A 14,956-nucleotide genomic window follows, 5' to 3' on the forward strand; every position below is an offset into this window, starting at 1 on the left:
GCAAAGCCCCTTGCACGGCAAGGGGCTTGGGGGCGGCTGCGGGGTTACCCTCTCAGGGCTTTCTCGATTTCCGCGTGAAAAGCGGCGGGATCGTAGTCGCCCAGATAGCGCTTGATGATGCGCCCCTGCTTGTCGATGAGGAAGGCCGTCGGGGTCAGCCGCACGTCGCCGAACGCGCGCGCGACATCGCCCTTGGTGTCCAGCGCCACCGTGAAAGGCAGCTTGCGGGTCTGCGCATAATTCAGCACGTAGTTGGGCGGGTCGTAGTTCATCGCCACCGCCACGGTCTGGAAGCCTTGCGCCGAGTACTTGTTGTAGTCGGCGATGGTGTCCGGCATCTGCTTGATGCAGGTCACGCAGTCGGTTGCCCAGAACTTGACCAGGACCACCTTGCCGCGCAGGTCCTTCAGGGCCAGTTTCTGGCCATCGATGGCGGCGAAGGCGACATCGGGAGCGGCCTGCGCGGGCCGCCAGACGAACCAGGAGGCGATGCCCGCCGCCACTACCAGCGCGAAGACGAAGACGAGTTTTTTCATTTGATCGGTAGCGATTCAACGGCGCCGCCGCCTGCCCCGCCCGCGGTGCTGTCCGCGCCGGGGGCGTTCTCGACGGGCGCCGAGCCGGGCGCCTTGGTGCTCGTGCCGGTGGGATCGCTATAGGAACCCGACAGGTGCACCGCCTCTTCCCGGCTGATGGTCTTGAAGAGTTTTACCACTTTGTGCACGCCGCTGACTTCGGCGGCCGCATTGGCTGCATAGTCTCCCTCGGTTTGGGTGACTTTTCCCTGAAGGAACACGACGCTGCGGTCGGTCGTGACGGAAATCGAGCCGGAAGGCACGAATTTGGTGTTGAGCAGGCTGGTGCGCACCTTGGAACTGAGCCAGGTGTCGTTGGAGCGGGTGCCGAAGCTGGCCGGCTGGCCCACGACCATTTCGTTGTAGATCGTCTTGACGCCGTCCTGCGCTTTCGCGATGGCCGTGGCCTGGGTCTTGGCGGCCTCGGTCGGCGCGTCGCCGGTCAGCAGGACCTGCCCTTCATAGACGTTGGCGTCGACGCGTACGGTGTCGCCGAGCTTCTGGGAAATGGCGTGCTGGACCTTGAAGCCCAGGTTCTGGTCATCCAGCTGCACGCCGGAGGACCGGCGGTCGGTCACCACCACGGCGGTGCCGGCGGCGGCGCCGCCCACCACCACAGGCGCGATGCAGGCTGACAGCGTCAGGGTGGCGCCGGCCAGGACTAGGGCCAGCAGGGCGGTACGGGTGCGGTTTCGGGTCATTATTCGGGGTCTCCCAGCAGCAAGGCATCGATACCGTCGCAAAGTGCATGCAACATCAGGCCGTGGACTTCCTGGATGCGCATGGTGCGGTCGTGTGGCACGCAGATATGGATGTCGTGATCCGTCATGAGTTCCCCAACCGTGCCGCCGCCCTTGCCGGTAAGGGCGATGACGTGGACCTCGCGTTCGTGCGCGGCTTCGATGGCGCGCACGACATTGGGCGAATTCCCGCTCGTCGAAATGGCCACCAGCACGTCGCCGGGCTGGCCCAGGGCGCTGACCTGGCGTTCGTAGATCTCCTCGAAGCCGTAGTCGTTGCCCACGGCGGTGAGGATGGCGGTGTCGGTACTCAGCGCCACGGCGGCCAGCGGCAGGCGCTCGCGCTCGAAGCGGCCCACCAGTTCGGCGACCAGGTGCTGGGCGTCGGCGGCGGAGCCGCCATTGCCGCAGGCCAGGATCTTGCCGTTATTGGCGATGGCGCTGAATAGCATGTCGGCCGCGGCCGCCAGCAAGGGCGCCAGGGCGTCGCGGCTCTGTTCATGCACGGCTACCGCGTCGTCGAAGTGCGCGGTCATGCGGGCGGTCATATCCATCATGGCGGCGATTATCTCACGGGGACGGGGACCTTTTTTCGGTCCCGGGATGAGGATTTGCATCCCCCTCATGGCCATCGCCATCCGGGCTGGCGGCGGCTATCGCGGAGTATCGGCCGCCCGGCCGATGGCGCCGCCGGCCACCCCGTGCCCTCGGGCGCTCGAAGCAGGGGAACATAGGTCCGCTATTTGGCGCTTTTAAACGTCTGCTTTCGTCTAGAATACGACACCGTAAGGTTTTGTAACTACATCGTGACTATTTCGTAAAATTGCGCGCAAGGACTTCACGAGATCGCTTCCGGTGATCCTGCGCCTCACTCCTCCCCGGCGTCATGGATTCATCCCAAACAAAAGCATCGAGCCCGCGTCGCAAGCCCGCCTTTCTCAATCGCGTCATCCTGTTTGCCGCCCCCTTCATCCTGGCGGGCTGCGGCACGGTGAACCTGCACCCTCTCACACAGGATGAACTGGCCCGCGGGACGGCGGCCGACCTGGCCGCCGCTCGCCAGGACGTCGAGCCTATCGTGGGGCCGCTGTCGCTGGACGAAGCCATCGCGCGGGCCTTGAAGTACAACCTGGACCGTCGCGTCAAGATGATGGAAGAGGCGCTGGCGCTCGACCAGCTGGACACCGCCAGCTGGGACATGCTGCCGCGCCTGATGGCGCAGGCCGGCTACAGCCACCGCAACAAGGACCTGATCACCGACAGCACCGACTCGGTGACCGGCGAACCGTCGCTGAGCCACCCGTATATCTCCACCGCGCGCACGCACAAGACCTATGACCTGGGCCTGACCTGGAACCTGCTCGACTTCGGCCTGAGCTACATCGAGGCGAAGCAGCAGGCGGACCGCGTCCTGATTGCCGGCGAACGCCGCCGCAAGGCGATGCACGTGCTGGTGCAGGACGTCCGCACGGCGTTCTGGCGCACGGTCAGCGCCCAGAAACTGCATGACCAGGTCGCGCGCACCATCGCGGTGGCCGAAGGCGCCTTGCAGGATTCGGAAAAAGTGCAGGCCGAGCGCCTGCGCGCGCCTATCGATGCCTTGCGCTATCAGCGCCAGTTGCTGGAAAGCCTGAACCTGCTGGAAGGCATCCAGCTGGAACTGGACGCCGGCCATATCGAGCTCGCCCAGTTGATCAACGCGCCGCTCGACCAGGACTTCCGGGTCGAGGAGCCCAGCGACAAGGTGGATACCGTGCTGCGCGACATGCCGGTCAAGCGCATGGAGGAGCTGGCCCTGACCCAGAATGCCGATATTCGCGAACAGCACTATGCCAGCCGCATCGCGTCGGAAGAGACATGGCGCACGATGTTGAAGCTGTTCCCGAACCTGTCGGTCAACTTCGGCGTGCGGCACGACACCGACAGCTACCTGATCAACAAGACCTGGAACGAGACGGGGATGCAGCTGTCGTGGAATGTATTCAACCTGCTGTCCGCGTCGTCCCGGAAGAAACTGGCCGACGCGGGCGTCAAGCTGGCCGACCAGCGGCGCATCGCCACGCAGATGGCCGTGCTGGCGAAGGTCCATTTATCGCGCCTGGCGTACGAGGCTGCCCTGAATCAATACCAGCGCGCCGACCAGATCTCGCGGGCCGATGCGCAGATCGCCGAGCAGACCAGGAACCGCGCCGCCGCCGAGACGCAAAGCAAGCTGCAGGAGGTGTCGGAACACACCGTTGCGATTCTCAGCCTGCTGCGCCGTTACCAATCGCTGTCGCAGTTGCAGAACGCCAGTGGCAAGCTGCAAGCCACCATGGGCATGGAGCCCGCCATCGGCAGCGTCAGCGAATTGTCCTTGCAGGCGTTGACGCGCGAAGTTGCCACGTCCATGGAGAATTGGCGCAAGGGCGTGGCGGACGAGGTCGCGCCGCAGGTGGCGGTGTCGGCCGCCGCGCATTGAAAGGGAGAACGGCATGCCGAATCGGCTCTCCGCGCGTCGCGGCCATTTCGCGGCAGCAGCGGCCTCGGTGTTCGCCTCGACGTTCGTCCCGCTGCTGGCGGGCGGCATGGCCCACGCCCAGGAAACCGGAACCTCGCCGCTGCAGCCGCCGGGCGCGGCGGCCCTCATGGTCCCCGCGGCCGGGGGCTCGGCCATGGAAAGGCAGGATATCCGTGCCGAGTTGGTGCCGCGCCGCTACACCACCATCGCCGCCGAAATAGGGGCCAAGATCAGCCGCATCGATGTCCCGGAAGGCGGGCGTTTCAAGGCCGGCCAGACGCTGGTCACACTGGATTGCGGCTTGCAGCAGGCGCAGTCGCAGAAAGCCCGGGCGGCGTTGGCGGCGGCCGACCGCACCTACGCGGCCAACAAACGGCTGGCCCAATTGAACTCGGTGGGCAAGGTCGAGCTGGAAGTCTCCGAAGCGGAGGCGAACAAGGCGCGCGCCGAAGTGTCGCTGGCCGCCATCGTGCTGGACAAGTGCCGGATCGAGGCGCCTTTCAACGGCCGCGTCGCGGAGCAGCGGGTGCGCCCCCAGCAATACGTGCAGCCCGGCCAGGCCATGCTGGAGATCCTGGACGATTCCGCCCTGGAATTGAGTTTCATCGTTCCCAGCAAATGGCTGATCTGGCTCAAGCCTGACCAGCACTTCCAGGTCGTTATCGACGAAACCGGCAAAACCTATCCGGCCAAGGTGCAGCGTATCGGCGCCCGGGTGGACCCGGTCAGCCAATCCATCAAGCTGACCGCGGTCATCGACGGCAATTTCAGCGAGCTCATGGCCGGCATGAGCGGCAAGGTGCTGATGGCACCCCCCAGCGGATCGTAATCCATGAGCGACCTCCTTCCAGCCTTCCCTTCTACCCTCCTTCCAGGTACTGGCCTGGCTTTCCGGCTGCTCCAGCAATTCCGTGCCCCCGCGGCCGCCGTTTCCGGGCGGCGGCCCTTGCGGCGGGCATCCCGCCTGTTGTCCCTGGAACCGCGCTTCATGTTCGATGGCGCGGCGGTGGCCACGGCGGCGCACGGCGCGGACGCGAAAGCCGATGCCGCCCATGCGGCGGCGCTGGCCGCCGAAGCGGCCGCGGCGGCGTCCGTGCATCAGGTGCGCGATGCCGACGCCAGCACGAACAACGGCAGGAAGGAAGTGGCTTTCGTCGATACGTCGGTCGCCGATTACCGCACCCTGGAGGCCGGCGTGCGCGCTGGCGTGGCCATCGTCGAGTACGACGGCAGCAAGGACGGCCTCGCGCAGATCGCCGCCTGGGCCCAGAACAACAGCGGGTACGACGCCATACACATCCTGTCGCATGGTTCGGAAGGTACCCTGAACCTGGGCGCGGACATCCTCAACGACGCCACGCTGTCTTCCGCCACCGTGCAGGCCGAATTGGCCGACATCGGGCATGCGCTCAACGCCGGCGGCGACATCCTGCTTTACGGTTGCGACGTGGCGGCGGGAAGCGACGGCCAGCAGTTCCTGGACGACCTGGCGCGCATCACCGGCGCCGATGTCGCCGCGTCGACCAATGCGACGGGGGACGCGGAGCTGGGCGGCGACTGGACGCTGGAGGCCCATGCCGGAAAAATCGACGCGCAGGCCTTGGGCATCGCGGACTACCACGGCCTGCTTACCGTGGTCACGCTCACCGACGCGGACGCGGACTACTCGTCCATGACCGTGAGCAAGACGGTGGACGGCGCGACGGTCACGTTTACAGGGGGGACGGGTTTTGGCGGCATGGGCATGGACACCTCCTATGGCAGCGAGGGCCTCTACGCCTATGAAGGGACCGCCGGCGGCAACGATATCAAGCTGACCATCTCGATACAGCCTGGCTACGAGTTCGACCTGAAGTCATTCAACACGGGCGTCACTTCAGGAAGCCTGGCCATCTCATTGACGTATGCGAATGGCAATACGGCGAGCTTCACCATCAATTCCCTGTCAGACGCGTGGCAGACCCTGTCCAGCTTCAGCACATCGCTGGACCATGTCACCCAGGTGGTCCTGAGTTCCAGCGACTTCGGCTTGTTCCAGAATTTCGACATCGCCAATGTCAAGCTCATCCCGGCTATCCCGACGGTGACGGACGGACATGTCGCCATCACTTCCTCCGGCACGGGACTCGGCGGCGCCTACAAGATAGGCGATATCGTCACGGCCGTGTGGGACAACACCGCTGTCGGCGACAATAATGCGGAAGTGACCACCGTGACGATGGACTTCTCGCAGTTCGGCGGCCCGGCGGCCGTCTTGGCGACCAATACCGGCGGCGTCTGGACGGCGAGCTACACGATCACGGCGGCGGCGCTGGACGCCGTCAATCGACACGTGGCGGTCAGCGCCAGCAACGATGCCGGCACCACCACCCGGGCCGACAGCACCAACCTGACCGTCGATGCGGCGGCGCCGACCGTCACCGATGCAAACATCTCCATCAGCGGCGCGACCGGCAGCGGGGGCGCCTTCAAGATAGGCGACACCGTTACCGTCACCTGGAACAATACGGCCGGCGGCGACAACAATTCCGACACCCTCTCCGGAGTCACCGTCAACTTCACCCAATTCGGCGGCGGCGCCGCCGTGGCGGCCACCAATTCGGGCGGCACCTGGATCGCCACCTATACGATTACCAGCGGCGCCATCCAGGCCACGAACCGCAACGTCTCGGTTACGGTGACGGATAACGCCGGAAACTCCCGGACGACGGCCGACACCACCAACGCCACGGTCGACAATATCGCGCCGTCCGTGACTTTCGGCAGCTTGTCCTTCACCCCTGATACAGGCGCCAGCGCTCACGACTTCATCACCAGGATCGCCGCCACCGACGTCACCGCCACGCTTGGCAGCGCGCTCGCGCCAGGGGACGTGGTCTACGGATCGCTGGACAACGGCGCCAGCTGGACCAACCTCACCAGCAAGGTCTCGGGCACCCAACTGGTGTGGGACGTGACGCTGGCGCAAAGCGGTACGCTCCTGCTCAAGGTGGCGGACGCGGCCGGCAATGAGGGCGCCACCTTCAGCCAGGCGTACGTGCTCGATATGGTCGCGCCCGCCACGCCCTCCACGCCGGTCATGGACAGCGCTTCGGATACGGGCTACTCGCCCAGCGATGGCCTTACCAGCAACACGACGCCGACCTTCCGGGGCACGGCGGAGACAGGCAGCACCGTCACGCTCTACGATAGCGATGGCATCACCGTGCTCGGATCGACCACTGCGGCGGGGGGCGTCTGGTCCATTACGACGACCACGCTGGCGCAAGGAACCCACAGCATCACCGCCAAGGCCACCGATGTGGCGGGTAACGTGTCAGCCGCATCCTCGGCGAACTCGATTACGGTCGACACTGCCGCGCCGGCCAACGTCACGCTATCCTCGTCTACCGTGCTTGCCAGCGCCGCCAACGCCGGTGCGAACATAGCCACGTTGTCGTCGAGCGATGGTCTCCCCGTGACATATAGCCTGGCCGCGGGCAACGGTGCCAATGATGCCGACAACGTGAGGTTCAACATCGCCGGATCGACATTGCAGGTGGTGGGGGCCTCCCTTTCCGTAGGCTCCTACAAGGTTTATGTCGCCGCGACCGACGCGGCGGGCAATGTCAGCCAACAGGCTTTCACCATTACCGTGACGGATCCGCCGCCGACAGTCGCTTCCATCGTACGTGCCGGCGGAGCGGGTCAGGCAGTCACTGCATCGACGTCCTCCCTTTCCTACACCGTTACGTTCTCGGAGGCCGTGGCGGGCGTGGATGCAAGCGACTTCGCATTGTCCACGACAGGCACCGCGGCAGGCCGTATCGTTTCGGTCTCGGGCAGCGGCACCACCTATACCATCTTCGTCGACAGTCTCTCGGGCGACGGGACGCTGCGCCTGGACCTGAACGGCAGCGGCACCGGTATCCGCAACGGCGGCGGCGTCGATATCGCTGCCGGATATAGTGGCGGCCAGACCTACACGCTGGACCACACCGCGCCGTCCGTCACCATCAGCAGCAGCGCTTCCTCGCTGAAGGCCGGCGAACAGGCGACGATCACGTTCACGTTCAGCGAAGATCCAGGTACGACGTTCGATATCAACGACGTCCGCGTCAACGGCGGCACCCTCGGCTTCCTGAGCGGTACAGGGTACGTCCGTACGACGATTTTCACGCCGACACGAGACATGAATGGCGGCACCGCCAGCATTGGCATCGTGGCGGGCGCGTATACCGATGCCGCGGGCAATCCGGGTAATTCTTCCAACCTGTCCATCGCTTTCGATACCGCCGCGCCGACCACTACGGTATCGAGCATCGCGTTTTCCGACGACACAGGCAGTTCGGCTACCGATTTCATCACCAACGCTTCCGGGCAAGTGGTATCCGGCACGCTCAGCGCCAATCTCCAAAGCGGTGAGGTAGTCATGGTGTCGCTGGACGGTGGCCAGACATGGACCGGCGCCACGGCTGCCGTCGGCAGCAACACCTGGTCGATCATGGCCACGCTCACCGGTTCGGGCGTGCTCCGGGCGAGGGTACAGGACTTAGCAGGAAACGCTTCCGCGGAAACCGTCCAATCCTATGTGCTCGATACCACGGCTCCGGTGGTCGACAGCGTGGCGGTGCCTGCGAACGGCCTCCACACCTTCAATGACAACCTCGACTTCACGGTCAATTTCTCGGAGGCGGTGACGGTGGACGCCTCGGGCGGTACGCCCCGCATCGCGCTGACCATCGGGTCCACCACGGTCTACGCGTACTACCAGTCCGGTTCGGGAACCAGCGACCTCGTGTTTCGCTACACGGTGGCCAATGGCGACCTGGATCTCGACGGCATCACCGTCGGCGCTTTGAGCACCAATGGCGGAAGTATCAAGGATCTCGCCGGCAACAGTGCGATATCGACGCTGAACGGAATAGGCACTACGGCAGGCGTCACGGTCGACGGCGGAGTGCCGCAGATTACCAGTGTCACATCGGGGACGCCCAACGGGTTGTACAAGGCTGGCGACAGCGTGACCATCGTGCTGACCTTCAGCGAGGCGGTCACCGTGAGCCCGGTGGGCGCAGGGCCTACGCTGGCATTGAACAACGGCGGAGTGGCCACGTATGCCGGCGGTTCGGGTACCGACACGCTCACCTTCACCTACACCATAGGCGCGGGCCAGGACGTGGCTGACCTGGACTACAGCGGCGTCGGCGCGCTGTCCTTGCATGGCAGCACCATCGAGGGAACGAGTGGCGCGCACGCCAATGCCGTGCTGAGTCTGCCGTTCCCGGGCGCCGCCGGCTCGCTCGGCGCGAACAAGGACATCGCGATCGACGCGACCGCGCCTTCGGTTGCCTTCGGCGATCTCGCCTTGTCCGCGGACACCGGCGCGTCCGGATCCGATTTCATCACGTCGGCTGCGGGCCAGACCATCACGGCGACCCTGAACCACGCCCTGGACAGCGGCGACAGGGTCTATGGCTCGCTGGATAACGGCGCGACGTGGGTGGATATCACCGGCAAGGTCTCCGGCACGTCACTGGCCTGGGACGGCGTGACGCTGGCGGGCAGCGGAACGATCGTGCTACGCGTCGTCGATGCCGCGGGCAACGAGGGCGCCCCTCAGTCGCAGGCCTATGTGCTGGACATGACGCCACCGGCGGCGCCGACGGTGGACCCGGTGCAGTCTTCCAGCCTCACGCCGGTATTGAGCGGCGATGCCACGTTGGCGGCCGGGGATGTATTGACGGTGACCGTGGGCGGCGCAAGCTACGACGTCATTCCGGCCGGCGGCCACTGGTCTCTCGATCTGGCGTCGGCCATCCCGGCAAGCGGCAGCATCGCCTTGACGGCTGGCGCCAGCTACAACGTCACGGCCATCATCACGGACCTCGCGGGCAACCGCGGCAGCGCCAGCGGCGTGCTCAGCGTGATTGCGCCGCCGCCCAGCCAGGGCACCGAGCCGCCACCGCCCGCGGAGCCGTCGCCGCCGGCGGAGACGCCGCCTTCCGAGCCGCCGCCCGCCCCGCCCACCGCGATTGCGCCGCCGCCTCCGTTGCCGCGTCCGCCGGCGCCGATTTTTGCCGGCGTCGAACCCTTGCCGCACGACGGTCCATCGGCATCGATCCGGACCATGGCCGATGCTGGCCGGCCAACCGCGCCGCCGCCGGATGCCGCCGGCGCGTCGCCAGCGCTGGACGCATCCGTTCAATCGGTATTGGTGGCCGGAAACCTGAACGCGCTGGTTTATTCACAACCCCCGGTCGACCGTCTCACCTCGCTGATCGAAGCCATGCGCGACCAAGGCCGCGCGGAGCCGGGAGCCATGACCCATGGCGATGGCTTCCACGTCGTCATCGTGCCCGCGTCGCCGGGCTTCCAGGGCTTGATGTTGTACCAGGGCATCGCCGCCCGGTCGGTGCTGTTGTCCGGCCGCAGCGAATTCGATATCCCGGCCGATGCGTTCGCCCATACCGATCCCAATGCCACGGTTCGGCTGTCGGCGGGCCTGTCGGATGGCAGGCCCTTGCCGGCCTGGCTGCGTTTCGACGGCCGCCTCGGCCGGTTCGTCGTCCAGGCGCCCAGCGGGATGACCGGGGATATCGCGATCAGGGTGATCGCGCGCGACGGTGCCGGCAAGGAGGCGGCAACCGTCTTCCATCTGCGCCTGGGCGCGGCGCAAAGCCAGGTCGATTTCCACGGCGCCGCCGATGCGGGCAGCCGGTCGGACGCGCTGGCGGACGGACTCGCCCACGCAACGTCCGGAGAGGGACAGCGAGGGCAGGCAGGGCAGGCGGGACGCCTGGCGCTGAGCGAGCAGCTCCAGCAAGCCGCGCGGCAGCGTAGCGGCGCCGGCGCGCTGGAGCGCCTTGCGCATCTCGCGCGGGCCTTGCACGGTCCCAATAACGGTCCCAATACGTGAACGATGGCATGACCGACCGCACGCACGACGCCGCGGCAACGCATCCATTGCTGGTGCTGCTGGACTTGTCGCGCCGCGCGCGCGACGCCGGCAGCGCGGCGGAGCTGGCCTTCATGGTGGTCAATGACAGCCTTGCGCTCGCGCCGTACAGGCAAGGCGCATTGTGGCTGGCTGACCAGGGCTTGCAAGCCCTGTCGGGCGTCATCGAACCGGAGGCCAATGCGCCCTATGCGCAATGGTTGACGAAGGTATGCCGTGTCCTGCACGAGACCCGGCCTGCCCCGGCGGCCGTCCTCGCCGCGGACCTGCCCACGGCGCTGACCGCGGAATGGGCTGAATGGCTGCCGCCCCACGGCCTCTGGCTGCCCTTCGGCGCGCAAGCCGGGGAGCGGGAAGGCGGCGTCCTGCTCGCGGCGGATCGCGCCTGGTCGCAGGACGGCATCGCCTTGCTGGCGGAGTGGATCGCCGCATGGAGCTACGCCTGGTCTCATCTCGGCGGCAAGGCCGGATGGTCCTGGCGGCGCCTGCGTCAGGCCGCGGGCAGCGTCGTGGCGCGCAGGGCCGGCAAACCATGGTGGCGCCAACGCCGCACCTGGGCGGCGGTGCTGGTGCTTGCGCTGCTTTTTTGCCCCGTGCGCCTGTCGGTGCTGGCGCCCGGTGAGCTGGTGCCCGCGAATCCCGCCGTCATCCGCGCGCCGGTGGATGGCGTCGTGGCGCAGTTCCAGGTCCAGCCCAACGAGGTCGTCAAGGCGGGCCAATTGCTGTTCAGCTTCGACCAGGCGCCCATCGCCACGCGGCTGGAAGTCGCCAACCAGGCGCTGGCGACGGCGCAGGCCGAATACCGCCAGTATGCGCAGCAAGCCCTGACCGATCCGAAGTCCAAGGCGCAACTGACTGTCCTCAGCGGCCGGATCGAGGAAAAGCAGGCGGAAGCGGTCTATGCGCGCGGCCAGTTCGAGCGTTCCCGCGTCACCGCGCCGCGTGGCGGCATCGCGCTTTTCGACGACCCGAGCGAATGGATAGGCAAGCCCGTGCAGACGGGCGAAGGCATAATGCGCATCGCCGCGCCCGACGATGTCGAGGTGGAAGCCTGGCTGCCCATCGGCGACGCGATTCCCCTGGAGGCGGGCGCGCAAGTCGACCTCTACCTGGCCGCGGCGCCACTATCGGCGGTGCCGGCCCGCGTGCGCTATGTTGCCCACGACGCCGTGCCGCGTCCCGACGGCAGCTACGCCTACCGCGTCCGCGCCCGGCTGGAAGGCCGGACCGACCAGCGCGTGGGCCTGAAGGGTACGGCCAAGCTCGCCGGGGACCGCGTGCCCTTGATCTACTGGATGCTGCGCAGGCCGCTCGCGACCCTACGCCAGCATCTGGGGCTTTAAGGTCGACCGGAACCGTCGCCGATGAAGACCGTCCTGCCGACCCTGCGCGAGGAGCTCGCCTTGCTGCCTGGCCCGGTGCTGGCCGACGGCCAGCCCAGCCACACCCTGCATGACCCGGTGCGCAACAAATTCTTCCAGATCGACTGGCCCACCTTCGAGATCCTCAGCCGCTGGCATCTGGGCGACGCGGCCGCCATCGCCGCCGCCGTCTGCAATGAAACGACGCTGCGGATGGAAGCCGACGATATCGCGGACGTGGCCGGTTTCCTGCGCGACAACCAGCTGGTGCGCGCGCAACAGGGCGCCGCCGCGGACTACGCCCGGCGCCGGCAGGCGCAGCGGGGCGGCGCGATGAGGTGGCTGCTGCACAACTATCTTTTCTTCCGCATCCCGCTGGTCAAGCCGGACGCCTGGCTGGCCCGTTGGGCGCCGCGGCTGGCTTTCCTTTATTCCCGGTCGTTCCTGTTCCTGACCCTGGGCGCGCTCGGCTGGGGCGCGGTGGAGGTCTATCGCCAATGGGACCGCTTCGCGGCAACCCTGGTGGACACCATTTCCTGGTCGGGCTTCGCCAGTTACGCCGTCACGCTGGTGGCGGTCAAGACCTTGCATGAACTGGGGCATGCCGTCACCGCGAAGCGCCTGGGGTGCAAGGTGCCGGCCATGGGCGTGGCCTTCCTGGTCATGTGGCCGGTCGCCTACACCGATACCAACGACGTCTGGCGGCTGACCCGGCGGCGCGAGCGCCTGGCGGTCGTGGGCGCCGGCGTGCTGACCGAGCTGGCCGTGGCCGCATGGGCGACTTTCGCGTGGGCCGTCCTGCCTGGCGGCACGGCCCGGTCGCTGGCCTTCCTGCTGGCGACCACCACGTGGGTCGCCACCGTCGCCATCAACATGAGTCCCTTCATGCGGTTCGACGGCTACTTCCTGCTGTCGGATTGGCTGCGGATGCCCAACCTGCATGCCCGCGCATTCGCCCTGGCGCGCTGGGACCTGCGTGAACGGCTGTTCGGGCTGGGCGAACCGCCCCCGGAGCACTTCCCCCGCCATCGGCGTATCGGGCTGGTCCTGTTTGCCTATGCGACCTGGACGTACCGCCTGGTGGTGTTCCTGGGCATTGCGGCGCTGGTGTATGCCTTCTTCATCAAGGCGGTCGGCATCCTGCTGTTCGCGGTGGAAATCGGCTGGTTCCTGCTGCTGCCGATCTATCGCGAGCTGCAAGCCTGGCGCCGGCTCTGGCCGGCTATCCGGCGCCGCGCCAGGACCCGCCGCAGCGCGCTCATCGCCTGCGCGCTCGTGCTGGCGACATGCTTGCCGTGGCCCGCGCATGTCGCCGTCAGCGCGCTGCTGCGTCCCGCCGAGCAATGGGTCATCTATGCGCCCCCGCATGCGCAGGTGGTGGCCATGCCCGTCGCCGAAGGCGAGCGCGTGGATGCCGGCGCCGTCCTGCTGCAATTGTCCTCGCCCGACCTCGCGGCCCGCGGGCATGCCGCGCAGGCCCGTATCGACAGCCTGCGGCGGCAGACCGCCGCGGCGCCCTTCGACGACGAACAGCGCGCGCAGCTGCCCATGGCGCGGGAACAGCTGAGCGCCGCCCAGGCCGAGGGCGCCGCCGTGGCGGCCGACGCCGTTCGTTATGCGCCCGTGGCGCCGTTCGCCGGCGTGTTGAGGGACCTGAACCCCGAGTTGCGTCCCGGCGTCTGGCTGGCCAAGCAGGAACCGCTGGCGCGCCTGGTTTCCGATCGGGAGCAGATCGTGGTGGCTTATCTGGACGAGGAGGAGGTGGGGCTTGTCGCCGTGGGAGACACGGGCAACTTCTACGCGGATGCGCCCGAAGGCCCCACGGTCCGCTTCGCCGTCGACCGTATCGACCGCGACACCAGCCGGACCCTGCCTGAGCCGGAATTGTCCAATCTGTTTGGCGGCACGGTCGTGGCTCGCGAAAAGAACGGCCAGTTCTATCCTGAGCGGCCCGTGTACCGGGTCACCCTCAAGGTCCTGTCCACCGATGCCGCCACCCCGCAGCACGCCTGGCGCGGCAAGGCGGTCATCTTCGGCGGCTGGACGGTGCCCGGCTGGCGCTATGTCCGCAACGCGGTGGCGGTGTTGCGCCGGGAAACGGGGTTCTGAGTCCTTGCTGGGTCCGGGCGCCAAACGCCCAGGGCCCAGCGCCACGCTACGCCAGCCCTCCACGGCGAAGGTGCCGTGCAGCCAGTCTCTCCAGTACTTTCTCCGGTACTGTCAGAGGCCCCAGTCCTCTACGCTGAAGGCGCCGCGCAGCCAGGTTTCGCCGGCAGGTCCGTAGGCCACCACATCGAAGCGAACCGGCGGCAGGGCGCCGTTCCAGTGTTGTCGCGCCAGCACCGGCAGCAGCTGGGCGGCGGCCCGGCGCAGGCGCTCGCGCTTGGGGCGGTCGACGCTGGCGGCGGCGCCGCCATAGCCCGAGTGCGTACGGGCCCGTACCTCGACCAGCACCAGCGTGTCGCCATCGGCCATGGCCAGGTCGATTTCGCCGACGCCGCAGCGCAGGTTGCGCGCGAGCGGCCGCAGCCCCGCCTTCGTCAGGAACGCCAGTGCCCGGTCTTCATAACGGTCGCCGTGACGCTGGCTGGGCGATCGCCGTCCGGGGCCGCGGTCCTGATCAGCCGCCTGGCCACCCAGCGCCGCCTGCCGTTCCCGCCGCCGTTGGCGCTGGCGGCGCAGGCGGCAAGCCTTCCGCTGGGCCGCGTGCGCCAGTTCGAATGCGATATCCGACGCCGGCGCCGGCTGCGGCACCGCTGCGGGCCCTGCGGCCCGCTTGCGCGCCGATGCCGGTCTCGGCACCGGTGCCGGCGGTGTTTTTTGGCCATTGCTCATAGGGAAGA

General features: G+C 67.3%; 9 protein-coding genes. 5 read left to right on the forward strand and 4 right to left on the reverse strand.

The window, feature by feature from the left end; genetic code table 11:
* Window positions 1–44: 44 nt before the first annotated feature.
* The 3 genes from C7R54_RS12500 to C7R54_RS12510 are packed head-to-tail and all read right to left on the reverse strand — an operon-like array spanning window position 45 to window position 1,869.
* Entirely contained in the window at window positions 45–536 is a 492-nt protein-coding gene (locus C7R54_RS12500; RefSeq protein WP_129150761.1) for a peroxiredoxin family protein, read from the reverse strand.
* A complete protein-coding gene (locus tag C7R54_RS12505) occupies window positions 533–1,276 on the reverse strand; it encodes a BON domain-containing protein (protein WP_129150762.1) in 744 nt (247 codons plus the stop codon). Before C7R54_RS12505 ends, C7R54_RS12500 begins: the two co-directional genes overlap by 4 nt.
* Complete coding sequence (locus C7R54_RS12510) at window positions 1,276–1,869, reverse strand: phosphoheptose isomerase (protein ID WP_129151050.1); 594 nt, start codon at window positions 1,867–1,869, stop codon at window positions 1,276–1,278. The genes C7R54_RS12505 and C7R54_RS12510 overlap by 1 nt, the downstream gene beginning before the upstream one ends.
* A gap of 332 nt (window positions 1,870–2,201) precedes the next feature.
* On the opposite strand from C7R54_RS12510, the gene C7R54_RS12515 reads away from it, so the two are divergent.
* The 5 genes from C7R54_RS12515 to C7R54_RS12535 are packed head-to-tail and all read left to right on the forward strand — an operon-like array spanning window position 2,202 to window position 14,222.
* On the forward strand, window positions 2,202–3,776 hold the full coding sequence (locus C7R54_RS12515) for a TolC family protein (RefSeq protein ID WP_129150763.1): 1,575 nt from the start codon (window positions 2,202–2,204) through the stop codon (window positions 3,774–3,776).
* A 13-nt stretch (window positions 3,777–3,789) separates the two neighbouring features.
* Window positions 3,790–4,644 (forward strand): efflux RND transporter periplasmic adaptor subunit, encoded by an 855-nt coding sequence (locus C7R54_RS12520; RefSeq protein WP_240039497.1) that lies wholly within the window; start codon window positions 3,790–3,792, stop codon window positions 4,642–4,644.
* Between the two features lie 3 nt (window positions 4,645–4,647).
* Window positions 4,648–10,713: a DUF4347 domain-containing protein gene (locus C7R54_RS12525; RefSeq protein WP_129150764.1), complete on the forward strand. Its 6,066-nt coding sequence runs from the start codon at window positions 4,648–4,650 to the stop codon at window positions 10,711–10,713.
* Between the two features lie 8 nt (window positions 10,714–10,721).
* The gene (locus tag C7R54_RS12530) at window positions 10,722–12,095 is read left to right on the forward strand and encodes an efflux RND transporter periplasmic adaptor subunit (protein WP_129150765.1); all 1,374 of its coding nucleotides are present in this window, start codon (window positions 10,722–10,724) and stop codon (window positions 12,093–12,095) included.
* A 21-nt stretch (window positions 12,096–12,116) separates the two neighbouring features.
* On the forward strand, window positions 12,117–14,222 hold the full coding sequence (locus C7R54_RS12535) for a site-2 protease family protein (protein WP_129150766.1): 2,106 nt from the start codon (window positions 12,117–12,119) through the stop codon (window positions 14,220–14,222).
* A 111-nt stretch (window positions 14,223–14,333) separates the two neighbouring features.
* On the opposite strand, the gene C7R54_RS12540 is transcribed toward C7R54_RS12535, so the two are convergent.
* Window positions 14,334–14,948, reverse strand: a complete 615-nt coding sequence (locus tag C7R54_RS12540; protein WP_129150767.1) for a YraN family protein — start codon at window positions 14,946–14,948, stop codon at window positions 14,334–14,336.
* Window positions 14,949–14,956: the final 8 nt, after the last annotated feature.

This window comes from Achromobacter aloeverae (assembly GCF_004121055.1).
In the GTDB taxonomy this organism is placed as follows: domain Bacteria; phylum Pseudomonadota; class Gammaproteobacteria; order Burkholderiales; family Burkholderiaceae_B; genus Bordetella_C; species Bordetella_C aloeverae.

Excerpts from the sequence above, each read along its gene's own strand:
- C7R54_RS12500 (WP_129150761.1), bottom strand. The coding sequence starts at position 536 with ATGAAAAAACTCGTCTTCGTCTTCGCGCTGGTAGTGGCGGCGGGCATC.
- C7R54_RS12505 (WP_129150762.1), bottom strand. The coding sequence starts at position 1,276 with ATGACCCGAAACCGCACCCGTACCGCCCTGCTGGCCCTAGTCCTGGCC.
- C7R54_RS12510 (WP_129151050.1), bottom strand. The coding sequence starts at position 1,869 with ATGGATATGACCGCCCGCATGACCGCGCACTTCGACGACGCGGTAGCC.
- C7R54_RS12515 (WP_129150763.1), top strand. The coding sequence starts at position 2,202 with ATGGATTCATCCCAAACAAAAGCATCGAGCCCGCGTCGCAAGCCCGCC.
- C7R54_RS12520 (WP_240039497.1), top strand. The coding sequence starts at position 3,790 with ATGCCGAATCGGCTCTCCGCGCGTCGCGGCCATTTCGCGGCAGCAGCG.
- C7R54_RS12525 (WP_129150764.1), top strand. The coding sequence starts at position 4,648 with ATGAGCGACCTCCTTCCAGCCTTCCCTTCTACCCTCCTTCCAGGTACT.
- C7R54_RS12530 (WP_129150765.1), top strand. The coding sequence starts at position 10,722 with ATGACCGACCGCACGCACGACGCCGCGGCAACGCATCCATTGCTGGTG.
- C7R54_RS12535 (WP_129150766.1), top strand. The coding sequence starts at position 12,117 with ATGAAGACCGTCCTGCCGACCCTGCGCGAGGAGCTCGCCTTGCTGCCT.
- C7R54_RS12540 (WP_129150767.1), bottom strand. The coding sequence starts at position 14,948 with ATGAGCAATGGCCAAAAAACACCGCCGGCACCGGTGCCGAGACCGGCA.